At 50.6% G+C, this 11,112-nt stretch carries 10 protein-coding genes and 1 pseudogene; 9 read left to right on the top strand and 2 right to left on the bottom strand.

What is annotated here, in order from left to right; all coding sequences use genetic code 11:
* The first annotated feature begins 47 nt into the window (after positions 1-47).
* The 3 genes from ACN0T0_RS17360 to ACN0T0_RS17370 all read left to right on the top strand — a co-directional run bounded on the left by ACN0T0_RS17360 (position 48) and on the right by ACN0T0_RS17370 (position 3,968).
* Entirely contained in the window at positions 48-1,454 is a 1,407-nt protein-coding gene (locus ACN0T0_RS17360; RefSeq protein ID WP_417227994.1) for an ATP-binding protein, read from the top strand.
* Complete coding sequence (locus tag ACN0T0_RS17365; protein WP_417227995.1) at positions 1,454-2,449, top strand: HupU protein; 996 nt, start codon at positions 1,454-1,456, stop codon at positions 2,447-2,449. The genes ACN0T0_RS17360 and ACN0T0_RS17365 overlap by 1 nt, the downstream gene beginning before the upstream one ends.
* Before the next feature lie 64 nt (positions 2,450-2,513).
* Positions 2,514-3,968 carry a nickel-dependent hydrogenase large subunit gene (locus tag ACN0T0_RS17370; RefSeq protein ID WP_417227996.1) on the top strand — a complete coding sequence of 485 codons (1,455 nt, stop codon included), beginning with the start codon at positions 2,514-2,516 and terminating at the stop codon, positions 3,966-3,968.
* Positions 3,969-4,073: 105 nt separating this feature from the next.
* Here ACN0T0_RS17370 and ACN0T0_RS17375 read toward each other — a convergent pair whose 3' ends face one another.
* Positions 4,074-5,402, bottom strand: coding sequence for a hypothetical protein (locus ACN0T0_RS17375; protein WP_417227997.1), 1,329 nt, complete (start codon positions 5,400-5,402; stop codon positions 4,074-4,076).
* 152 nt (positions 5,403-5,554) lie between these two features.
* Between ACN0T0_RS17375 and hpaH the strand changes: the two genes are divergently transcribed.
* From hpaH to ACN0T0_RS17405, 6 genes are all read left to right on the top strand, one after another.
* Positions 5,555-6,358 (top strand): 2-oxo-hept-4-ene-1,7-dioate hydratase, encoded by an 804-nt coding sequence (hpaH, locus tag ACN0T0_RS17380; RefSeq protein ID WP_417227998.1) that lies wholly within the window; start codon positions 5,555-5,557, stop codon positions 6,356-6,358.
* A 13-nt stretch (positions 6,359-6,371) separates the two neighbouring features.
* On the top strand, positions 6,372-7,190 hold the full coding sequence (gene hpaI / locus ACN0T0_RS17385) for a 4-hydroxy-2-oxoheptanedioate aldolase (protein WP_417227999.1): 819 nt from the start codon (positions 6,372-6,374) through the stop codon (positions 7,188-7,190).
* A gap of 16 nt (positions 7,191-7,206) precedes the next feature.
* Entirely contained in the window at positions 7,207-7,848 is a 642-nt protein-coding gene (locus ACN0T0_RS17390; RefSeq protein WP_417228000.1) for a fumarylacetoacetate hydrolase family protein, read from the top strand.
* 14 nt (positions 7,849-7,862) lie between these two features.
* Complete coding sequence (locus ACN0T0_RS17395; protein ID WP_417228001.1) at positions 7,863-8,648, top strand: fumarylacetoacetate hydrolase family protein; 786 nt, start codon at positions 7,863-7,865, stop codon at positions 8,646-8,648.
* Positions 8,649-8,659: 11 nt separating this feature from the next.
* A complete protein-coding gene (hpaE, locus tag ACN0T0_RS17400) occupies positions 8,660-10,180 on the top strand; it encodes a 5-carboxymethyl-2-hydroxymuconate semialdehyde dehydrogenase (RefSeq protein ID WP_417228002.1) in 1,521 nt (506 codons plus the stop codon).
* Between the two features lie 143 nt (positions 10,181-10,323).
* On the top strand, positions 10,324-10,713 hold the full coding sequence (locus ACN0T0_RS17405) for a 5-carboxymethyl-2-hydroxymuconate Delta-isomerase (protein ID WP_417228003.1): 390 nt from the start codon (positions 10,324-10,326) through the stop codon (positions 10,711-10,713).
* A 213-nt stretch (positions 10,714-10,926) separates the two neighbouring features.
* Here ACN0T0_RS17405 and ACN0T0_RS17410 read toward each other — a convergent pair.
* Positions 10,927-11,112, bottom strand: a pseudogene (locus tag ACN0T0_RS17410) (hypothetical protein); the annotation flags it as partial.

Consider the following 11,112-nt stretch of genomic DNA (forward strand, 5'->3'; position numbering starts at 1 on the left):
TGGCAGAGTAATCTGGATCGATCCGTTATTGAATTTAACCGCCGCCGATGACCGATAAAAAACCACAGGATAGTGTCGAGCAGGACCGTATCGAACAAGACAGTATCGATAAGAGTGAACTGGCTGATGAAGCGTGGGTCAGTGTTATCCAGAAAATGGATGAGACCTATGCTGACCTAGTGCATTATCAAGTTGAGATTGAGCAAAAGAATCTAGAGCTGGAACAAACTCAAGGCTTTCTCGACAGTGTGCAAAGCGCTATGAGTGATGTACTGATCGTCTGTGATAAACAGGGGGTGATTCAGCAGCTGAACAGTGCCTTTGAGCAACTGACCGGCGTGGCTGCCGATGAACTGATTGGTAAACACTTTATTGAGTTGGTGGCGCCGGCTTACCAAAATAAATTCACCGATATTGAAAATCAGCTGCGGGTGCAACCGGTACGAGATTGTGAAGTCGAGTTAGCTGGCCGCAAAGGCTGGGTACCGCTGGCAATGAACTGCAGTCCCCGCCGAGACCGGCGTGGTCGTATGGCTGGCATGGTGATGATCGGGCGTCCTCTAGGCGAGCTACAGAAAGCCTATAAAGAGCTGAATCATGCCCATGCTGAGCTTAAGCTGGCGCAGGAGCGGCTGGTGCAATCTGAAAAGATGGCGTCGCTCGGTCGGCTAGTGGCAGGTGTTGCCCATGAACTTAATAATCCGATCAGCTTCGTTTATGGCAATATGCATGCCCTGCGTCGTTACACCGACAAACTGGTGACCTATTTTAATGCGGTGAGTGAAAATCGCAGCCGCGCCGAACTGCGAGAATTACGCGAAACCTTGCGGTTGGATAAAGCGATTCGTGATCTTAATTCACTGGTCGAAGGGACGATGGAAGGGGCTGACCGGGTGCGGGATATCGTCCGCGATCTGCGTCAATTTTCTTCCTGTCAGGAAGCCGAGAAAACCCGGTTCGACTTTAGCCATGTAATTAAAACCGCTCTACATTGGATCATCAAAGAGAGTCATCGCCCTGTTGCAGTCGAGCTTAATCTACCCGATAAAATACAGGCATTGGGCCATGCCGGACAGATTCATCAGGTGATTGTTAACCTGATTCAAAACGCTGTAGACGCTATGAAACATCAGCCCGATGCCCGCTTAGAACTGCACGCTGGCGAGACCGATACACAGGTATGGTTTACCTTACGCGATAGTGGACCGGGTCTCGCTGAAGAGCATCTGTCGCGGGTGTTCGATCCTTTTTTTACCACTAAACCGGTTGGCGAAGGCACCGGCTTGGGCTTGTCTATTAGTTATGGTATCGTCTTAGAACATGGCGGTAAGTTATTGATTAATAATCATCCTGAAGGTGGGGCTTTCGCAAGACTCGAACTGCCTAAACAAGTTTTTGCTGCTCGCATTGATGAAACGGGTGAGCATCCCGAGATGGGATCAGGAGCTGCGTAATGGTTAATCTTCTCTGGTTACAGTCCGGTGGTTGTGGTGGTTGCAGTATGTCGATGTTGAATGCTGAAGCGCCAGACCTGTTTACCCGTTTTGAAGCTGCGGGCATTAATTTACTCTGGCATCCCTCGTTGAGTGAGCGAAGTGGTACCGAAGTGATTGAGCTACTGCAGCAGTTAGTCGATGGTCAGGTGCTATTAGATATTCTCTGTATCGAAGGATCGATGTTGATGGGGCCGATGGGCAGTGGTCGGTTTCATCTGATGGGCGGCACCGGCGTACCGATGATTGATTGGGTGCGACAGTTGGCGGGGCGGGCGAAACAGACGGTAGCGGTGGGTAGTTGTGCTGCTTATGGAGGCATCAGTGCCGCCGGAGACAATGTTACCGAGGCAACGGGGCTCCAATTTGATGGTGAATTAGCCGGCGGCTTACTGGGTGCTAATTATCGCTCTGGTAGTGGTCAGCCGGTGGTTAATATTGCCGGTTGCCCGACTCATCCAAACTGGATTACTGAAACACTATTACAGATTGCACTGGGTGAGTTTGGTGCTGATCAGGTCGACCATTTAGGCCGTCCACGTAGTTATGCCGATCATCTGGTGCATCATGGTTGTTCACGAAATGAATACTATGAATATAAAGCCAGTGCCGAACAGCCGGGTGATCAGGGTTGCATGATGGAGAATATGGGCTGTTTGGGGACGCAAGCCCATGCAGATTGTAATATCCGCCCGTGGAATGGTGAAGGTTCTTGCACCCGTGGCGGTTATGCCTGTATTAATTGCACCGCACCGGAGTTTGAAGAACCCACTTATGCCTTTACCAAAACGCGCAAAATTGCGGGCATCCCTGTAGGCCTGCCAACCGATATGCCCAAAGCTTGGTTTGTGGCATTGGCCTCTCTGTCAAAGGCGGCAACACCGGAGCGGCTCAAGCGAAATGCCACCTCTGAACGGATTATCTACCCGCCGAGCCGAGCGAAAATCGATAAATAACACCGGGCTGGCTAGCACCACTAAGTTGTCAGGATCAGACAGTAACAGACAATAAGAAGAGACTATGAGCCGAATGTTGGTAGGCCCGTTTAATCGGGTGGAAGGGGACCTTGAAATTGCATTGGAGATTGATGCCGGTCGGGTGACAAGTGCTAATGTCAACTCGACTATGTATCGCGGTTTTGAGCAGATTCTAAAGGGTAAGCAGCCGATGGATGCACTGGTATATACCCCACGTATCTGTGGTATCTGTTCGGTGAGTCAATCGGTGGCCTCGGCCTATGCGCTGGCGGATGCCATGCAGTTAGGTATGACGCCCAATGGTGAGCGTTGTATTAATCTGATTCTGGCCAATGAAAATATGGCCGACCTGCTGACCCATTTCTATCTGTTTTTTATGCCGGATTTTGCGCGGCCCAGTTATGCGGTGCAATCTTGGTATGAGCCGGTGCAAGCTCGTTTTCGGGCGGTCAGTGGCGAAGCTTATCGTGAAGTGTTGCCCGCCAGAGCGGAATTTCTTCATCTGATGGGGTTGCTCGCCGGTAAATGGCCGCACAGTTTAAGCATTCAGCCCGGCGGCACCGCCAAGGCGGTTGATGGGCACGACCGCTTACAGATGATGTCTATTTTGGCAGGCTTTCGGCGTTTTCTTGAACGTCGCCTGTTCGGTGATTCATTAGAGCTGATTGGTCAGTTAACCTCAGTGGCGGAATTACAGCAGTGGGCGATAGAGAAAGATTGGCACTCCTCTGACCTACGCACTTTTATACATCTTTCACAGCAGTTACAGCTCGACCAGCTAGGCCGGGCGACCGATCAGTTTATGAGTTATGGTAATTATTCTCTTGAAGGCGAGCGGCTGTTTCGCCCCGGCGTCATTGACGGGCAGGGGCAACGGCGCCCGCTGGATAGCCAGTTGATTACCGAAGATATCTCCCATGCTTGGTTAGCGGGTCAGACGGCACCGCAGCACCCGGAGCAGGGGGTAACACAGCCGGCGCTGGATAATGTTCAAGGCTACAGCTGGTGCAAAGCCCCACGGCTTGATGGGCAGGTGATGGAGACTGGTGCACTGGCGCGACAGTTAACCAATGGGCACCCATTGATAACCGATCTGGTCGCCCGCAGTGGCGGCAATGTGCAAAACAGAATGCTGGCCCGGCTATTAGAGTTGGCGCTTGTGGTTCCGCAGATGGAGCGTTGGGCGCGGCAGATCCAGCCAACCGAGCAGTTCTGTCTGCATGGCTCGTTACCGGATTATGCTGAAGGGGTGGGCATGATTGAAGCGGCTCGTGGCAGTTTAGGTCATTGGCTTAGTATTCGAGAGGGCAAAATTGCTAATTATCAGATCATTGCGCCAACCACTTGGAATTTCTCTCCCCGAGATCAACATGGCACCCCCGGGGCGTTAGAACAAGCACTGCAGGGTGCGCCGGTGCTGGAAGGTGAGAAAGATCCGGTGGCTGTGCAGCATATCGTACGCTCGTTTGATCCGTGTATGGTATGTACCGTGCATTGATCTATAAGGTTGGTTACCCAACAGAAAACCTATGTTTTGTTAAGGCCCTAAGCCGTAGGGGCTTTAAGAAACTGAACAGCGAGACTGCGCTGTTCAGTGGTGAGATTAGTGAACCCCCATCGCTGCCATCAGATGAATGATGCCGCAGCCGGCGACCAGCATTATCAGGTTGTAGGGCAGTTGGTTGCGAATAATCTCTCCGTCAGTGGCATTAAAGCGGGATTTCATAATAAAGTTAAGACCACTAAAGGTGCTGCCGGACATCGCCAATGACGTACCGAGTACATAGGCAATCGCCATCAGATTTGGGGTCACAGTGATATCAGCCAGTAAACCGGCAAAAATCGCCACTAACGCCAATTGATGAATACCCAGATAGGCTAAGCCGACAATCATCACCATTACCAACGAGGCCACGCCCGCGTTGGTTTGGGTAAACGGTAGGCTAATCAGGCCGACACTAATACAGGCCTTCACCCCTGCAGCCAGCACACCGGCGCTCATAAAGAGGCTGATCTCTGCACGGCTTTCCGATAATTTTTCGCTCACATGCAGCGAAAGTTGACGACTGGCAGAGCGGATATTCGACAGTACAACCATCAGCGCAATCGGCACGACAATTGACAACAGTGATACCAGAAAGACCATTGGCAGTTGCGGCATCTGCCAACTGAGCAACAGGATCATGGCGATCAGTATCAAAGGCAGCGTCAGTGTTTCGGTTTTTAACGGATAGCCGGCATAGTTTTGCAGCGCGGCAGCGGCGCGAAAACGCGCTTCGAGAATACTTAAAAGCAATCCGATGGCTGCCAAAGCGATGGAGAAGGGGTATACCTGCGCTAACTCAACGCCGGGTACCTGTTCTAGCACTAGGGGTAAGAGACTTAGAAACGGTGACCAGAGCACCGCCATGCCGAAGCCCCGACTGAGAACCCATTGAGACAGCTGGTCGATGCCCTTATTCTGCTTAATCTGATCACCTACCACGATCACCGAAGAAAAGTTCGCCACGGAGGAGAAAAAATGCATTCCCAGCAGGGTAGTGATAAAACTATGAATCCCCGGCTTACTGGTATCGCAACCCACTCGGCCGGCCATGCCGATGAAGCTTATTGAGGTTAGCAGCATGGCCAGTTTTAGGTGTTCACCAAACAGTGCCTGCAGTGATAGGTCTGCACCTTGAGTCCACGCCAAGGCAGCGGCCGCGATGCCAATAGCAAACAGGGCCAGAATCTGTTTACGTTGTTTCGGCTTCAATCGGGGCATTTCGATGGCAATATACAGCCAGCACAGTAGGGTTGCTAAACCCGCTAATCCTAGTGGTAAGACAATATTTAGCAGTGTTAAGAGGCACATCGTCAGCACGAGAGGCCCGGCTATTCGGGCTCCCGGCCAGTTATTACGTATCGTTTGAGCGAGGTGATTAGCAGTCATGACGTACCTATGAAGAAAAAAAACTGGAAATTACTTAATATATTAATTATATTATTGTGCATATGGTAATCGCTACCTTTAAATAGGTAAATGGGCAAGCTGGTATTTTGCTACGAAGATTGCAGAAGACAACGCTAAGATGGAAATTAGATATGCTGACAGAACAACAGATACAACTAGCGGCCGAGAAGCTTTATCAGGCAGAGAAAGACTGTACTCAGATCCCTGCGCTGACGCTTGAACACCCTGAGATGACGATGGACGATGCTTATGCCATTCAGAAAACCTGGGTCGATCAAAAGATCGCCAATGGTGCCAAGGTTAAAGGGTATAAGATCGGTCTGACATCACGTGCTATGCAGATGGCCGTGAATATCAATCAGCCGGATTACGGTGTGTTGCTGGATGATATGTTTTTTGCCGACGGTGCCGAGATTAAAGCATCTGATTTCCCAGATCCACGTATTGAAGTGGAACTGGCGTTCGTCTTGAAGGATCGTCTGGAAGGGGACGATATCACCATCTTTGATGTGTTGAATGCCACTGATTATGTTATTCCATCGCTGGAACTGATTGCCGCTCGTTGTCACCGTACCGATCCTGAGACCGGCTATACCCGCAAGGTGTACGATACTATTGCTGACAACGCGGCGAATGCCGGTATTGTCTTAGGTGGTCGGCCGATTAAACCGATGGATATCGATCTACGTTGGGCGGGTGCGCTGCTCTATCTTAATGGTCAGATTGAAGAAACGGGTATTGCGGCTGGTGTACTGGGTCATCCGGCTAATGGCATCTGCTGGGTCTGTAAGCGTTTTGCCCCTCACGGTGTGGCGTTGGAACCCGGCCAGGTGATTCTGGCAGGCTCCTTTACCCGTCCGGTCTCAGTAAAAGCGGGTGACACTATTCATGCAGATTACGGCCCACTGGGCGGTATCTCTGTGAAATTCGTATAAATAAGAGGACGTTATGGAACTTCCTGTTAATAAATTCAAGCAGGGCCTAAAAGGCGACCAGCCTATGTGGGGTCTGTGGCTCGGACTACCCGATGCCAGCTGTGCTGAGCTTGTTGCCGGTGCGGGGTTTGACTGGCTGCTGATCGATAGCGAACATGCACCGTTTGAGCTGGACTCAACGATGCGTCATCTGCAGGCGATCGCGCCTTATGGAGTACCTGCGATTGTGCGTCCTGAAGAGGGCCGCACGGCGCTGCTAAAACGGATTCTCGATATTGGCGCACAAACCGTCTTGGTGCCGATGTGTGATACCGCTGAACAGGCCCGTGAGCTGGTTAAAGCGGTTAAATACCCACCTCAAGGCATCCGTGGCCTCGGTAGCTCATTAGCCCGTGCGGCTAACTGGAATCGTATTCCGGGCTACCTGCAGAAAGCCAACGATGAGATCTGCCTTGTGGTACAGGCCGAAACAGTCACCGCGATGGAAAACTTGGCAGAAATTGCCGCTGTCGAGGGTGTTGATGCGGTCTTTATCGGCCCCTCTGACCTGTCGGCTTCGATGGGCCATATTGGCAACCCGGATCATCCCGAGGTTGTGGCTGCTATTGAGAAAGGTTTTGAGATTATCAATGCGGCGGGTAAAGCGGCTGGGTTGCTCTGTATCAATCAGGCCAAAGCACATCACTATGTGGCCAAGGGCGCTAAGTTTGTCGGTGTCGGTGTCGATACCCTGCTGCTGAGTAATGCAGCCAAACAGTTAGCTGAAAGTTTTAAAGCCGGTGACTCAACGTCTCAAGGGCAGGCTGAGTCTTCTCAGTCCAGCGGATATTAATTTTAGGTAGAGAGTTATGAGTAATAATCCAATCGTTAAAGGTAAATTGGTATGTGTTGCGCTGAACGATTCTGAACAGTTCAACGCAATGCAGGCTGAGTTTGCTGAAGCACCCTACAAAGGCGCGCCAACACAGCCAGTCTTATATTTTAAACCGCACAACACGTGGAGCACCGACGGTGCCGTGGTTGAGTGGGCTGACGGTGCAGATAGCATGGTCGTTGGTGCATCACTGGCCGTTGTGTTTGGTAAAGAGTGCTGTCGTGTCAGTCAGGCCGAAGCACTGGACTATGTAGAAGGTTATACCCTAGTCCATGACTTCTCGCTGGTTGAACAAAACTATTACCGCCCTGATATCAAAGGTAAATGTCTAGACACTTCTGCGCCGATCGGTGCTGAGGTTGTTGCCGTTGCTGATCCTCAAGCTTTGACCGTGGTGACGTCGGTTAATGGCACGGTAGTTAATGAAACGCCGGTATCTCAGTTGGTACGTGGCGTGGCTGAACTGATCAGTACTATCTCTTATATCATGACGCTGCAACCTGGCGATGTGATCGCCGTTGGTTTTCCAGGGCAGCGTGCTCCGGTAGCGAAAGGTGACAACGTTAGTTCGGTCATTGCCGGTGTCACTGAACTGCACAATACACTTGGCGAATAAGGGGATCATTCGAAATGAAACACGCACGCGTACTTTTTAATGGCTCCGAGCTGGATGTAACGGTTGAAGATTCTTTTGCCGACACGGGCCTACTGAAATCAAAAGTTGATGGTCAGTTGATTAATGAAGCTGATGTGACTTGGTTGTCACCGATCAAAGAGCCAGGCACTATTTTTGCCTTAGGTCTTAACTATGCGGATCACGCCGCTGAGTTGGCCTTCGAGCCACCGAAAGAGCCATTGGTGTTCCTGAAAGGAGCCAATACGCTGACCGGTCACAAACAAAACGCTTACCGTCCCGACAATATCGAGTTCCAACACTATGAGTGTGAGCTGGTGGCGGTGATCGGTAAAGAGGGCAAGAATATCGCCCGTGAAGACGCCATGGATTACATTGCCGGTTATACCGTTTGTAATGACTTTGCCATCCGTGACTATCTGGAAAACTACTACCGTCCTAACCTGCGGGTTAAGAGTCGCGACTCACTTTGTCCCATCGGCCCTTGGTTGATCGACAAAGATGACGTCGGTGATATCAGTAACCTGAAACTGACCACCCATGTAAATGGTGAGCTAACACAGGAAGGCACCACCGCGGACATCATTTTCGATGTGCCTTTCTTGGTGGAATACCTGAGTAAGATCATGACCTTGAAGCCCGGCGATATGATTGCTACCGGCACCCCGAAAGGTCTGAAAGATATGCAGCCTGGTGACACGGTTGTCTGTGAAATTGAAAAAGTTGGCGCGCTGGTAACGAATATCGTTTCTGAGCAAGCGTTCTACGGCGACAAGTATTGAGGTATAGAGAGATGAGTGCACAACTACAAGAAAATATCGGCAAAGCTGAAGGCTATTTAGCGCGCTTTAAAGAGAACACGCTGGGCCATTTCATCAACGGTGAATGGACGCTAGGTAGCGGTGAAACCTTTGACAACACCACGCCATTTGACCAAAGCTATCTGGGTAAAGTGGCTGCGGCGTCGGTAGAAGATGTTAACGCGGCCTGTGAAGCAGCGGCAGCCGCTGCAGCAGATTGGGCAGCAACACCGGGTGCCGAGCGTCGTAAGATTCTGCATCGTTTAGGCGATGAGCTAGAAAAGCGCGCTGAAGAGATCGCTATGGTTGAATCAATGGACTGTGGTCAGGCGCTACGCTTTATGCGTCAAGCAGCGGTTCGTGGTGCGGCTAACTTCCGTTTCTTTGCTGACCAAGCACCAGAAGCACGTAATGGTCTGTCGCTGCATCAAGCCGAACACACCAACTTCACCGTGCGTAGCCCGCTCGGTCCTGTTGCGGTGATCACACCGTGGAATACGCCGTTCATGCTGTCTACCTGGAAAATCGCGCCAGCACTGGCATCCGGTTGCACCGTGGTACATAAGCCTGCTGAACTGAGCCCACTGACCGCCTCCATTCTGGCAGAATGTGCCGATGCGGCTGGTTTGCCTAAAGGTGTTTGGAACATGGTTAACGGTTTTGGTGCCGTTGCCGGTAAAGCGCTGACAGAACACCCTGCGATTAAAGCAGTGGCGTTGGTCGGTGACTCTGCTACGGGTAAAATGATTCAGGCACAAACGGCACAAACATTGAAACGTTTACACCTTGAACTGGGTGGCAAAAACCCTGTTATCGTGTTTGATGATGCAGACTTCGAACGTGCCCTTGATGCCACTGTATTCATGATCTACAGCCTCAATGGTCAGCGTTGCACAAGTTCAAGCCGCCTGTTAATTCAAAGTGGTATCAAGGACAAGTTCCTTGCGGCGCTGAAAGCACGGGTTGCCAATATTAAAGTCGGTCACCCGCTGGACCCTGAAACTGAAGTAGGCCCGCTGGTACATACCGGTCACTATGAAAAAGTGACTAGCTACTTTGAAATTGCTAAGCAGGATGGCGCCACTATTGCTGTCGGTGGTAAATCACTGCGCGATGAGATGGGCCCAGGTAACTTCGTGACACCAACCCTGTTTGTCGATGCGAAAAACACTATGCGTATCGCTCAAGAAGAGATCTTTGGCCCAGTGCTGACCGCTATCGAATTCGAAACCGAAGAAGAAGCAATTCAACTGGCTAACGAAACGGTTTACGGTCTGGCTGGTTATATCTGGACTAGCAATACCGGTCGTGCAATGCGCATGGCTCATGCGGTTGAAGCGGGTATGCTGTGGGTTAACTCTGAAAACAACCGTAACCTGCCATCCCCATTCGGTGGGGTGAAAATGTCCGGTATTGGTCGTGACGGTGGTGATTGGAGCTTTGATTTCTATATGGAAACCAAAAACGTCTGTATCGCCCATGACACCCATAAGGTGCCTGTACTCGGTCGCTAATTAAGCGGTGGGTTTACGCATCACATATCGACAGCTGGCATAGATCATCTCTTTGCCAGCTTTTTCCGTCTTTAGACAGCACGATGCTGGGTGATTTTGACCCTAGCGTGAAGCGACAGCGGATACATTAATCGGAGTTAGTTATGCCACATTTCATTATGGAATACTCAGCCAACCTAGACGATGATCTAGATATTCCAGCCTTGTTTGAAAAACTCAATGAAACTGCCATCGCCACTGGCGTTTTCCCTATTGGGGGGATTCGTACACGTGCCGTTCGCTGCGAACATTTTCGCGTAGGCGAGGGCGATCCCGACAATACCTTTGTACACCTAACCGCCAAAGTCGGTTCTGGCCGTACGCCAGAAGTGCTCAAAGCCGCCTCAGACACCATCTTTGAAACGTTCAGTGCTAGCCTAAAGCCGATCTTTGATCGTCGCTGGATGAGCGTTGGTTTTGAAATGGTTGAATTGCATCCCGAGCGCAATTATCGAATGAACAACATCCACAAAAAACTCGCCGATAAAGCTTAATAAGCATTACCCTCGAGTTTCGCTGGCCTGTCACATAAGCAGATCTGCCGGACTTCGTGCCGGCGGTATGCTGACCTCTATCCTGCGTTTTAAGTGCTTTTACAAGCTTATAAAACTGAGTTTTACTCATCATTTAGCGTTAATTATAGGTTAAATAGATCAGTGAACGCCTCAGTTATTATTGATCATTAGCAGGCGGGAAGGTTGTTTCTTTTAAGCGACTCGTTCTGATCGTCGCTTAGGTCGTCTTTTGGCTACAAATTTCTTCGGATAGCGCTGTTCAAACTCAGTGGCGTTTCTAAGCCAATTTTGTGCGTCGAGCCTCAGTCGTTCGAGGATAGGAGGGTGATGCAGTGGGATAGCACCTCGTTTGTTATTTCTAACCACACGGCCGGTGCT

Origin of the sequence: Amphritea sp. (assembly GCF_048266285.1) — a bacterium.
GTDB lineage: Bacteria > Pseudomonadota > Gammaproteobacteria > Pseudomonadales > Balneatricaceae > Amphritea.

What these genes read in the sequence shown, in the direction of transcription:
- ACN0T0_RS17360 (WP_417227994.1), top strand. Translation starts at nt 48, where the DNA reads ATGACCGATAAAAAACCACAGGATAGTGTCGAGCAGGACCGTATCGAA.
- ACN0T0_RS17365 (WP_417227995.1), top strand. Translation starts at nt 1,454, where the DNA reads ATGGTTAATCTTCTCTGGTTACAGTCCGGTGGTTGTGGTGGTTGCAGT.
- ACN0T0_RS17370 (WP_417227996.1), top strand. Translation starts at nt 2,514, where the DNA reads ATGAGCCGAATGTTGGTAGGCCCGTTTAATCGGGTGGAAGGGGACCTT.
- ACN0T0_RS17375 (WP_417227997.1), bottom strand. Translation starts at nt 5,402, where the DNA reads ATGACTGCTAATCACCTCGCTCAAACGATACGTAATAACTGGCCGGGA.
- hpaH (WP_417227998.1), top strand. Translation starts at nt 5,555, where the DNA reads ATGCTGACAGAACAACAGATACAACTAGCGGCCGAGAAGCTTTATCAG.
- hpaI (WP_417227999.1), top strand. Translation starts at nt 6,372, where the DNA reads ATGGAACTTCCTGTTAATAAATTCAAGCAGGGCCTAAAAGGCGACCAG.
- ACN0T0_RS17390 (WP_417228000.1), top strand. Translation starts at nt 7,207, where the DNA reads ATGAGTAATAATCCAATCGTTAAAGGTAAATTGGTATGTGTTGCGCTG.
- ACN0T0_RS17395 (WP_417228001.1), top strand. Translation starts at nt 7,863, where the DNA reads ATGAAACACGCACGCGTACTTTTTAATGGCTCCGAGCTGGATGTAACG.
- hpaE (WP_417228002.1), top strand. Translation starts at nt 8,660, where the DNA reads ATGAGTGCACAACTACAAGAAAATATCGGCAAAGCTGAAGGCTATTTA.
- ACN0T0_RS17405 (WP_417228003.1), top strand. Translation starts at nt 10,324, where the DNA reads ATGCCACATTTCATTATGGAATACTCAGCCAACCTAGACGATGATCTA.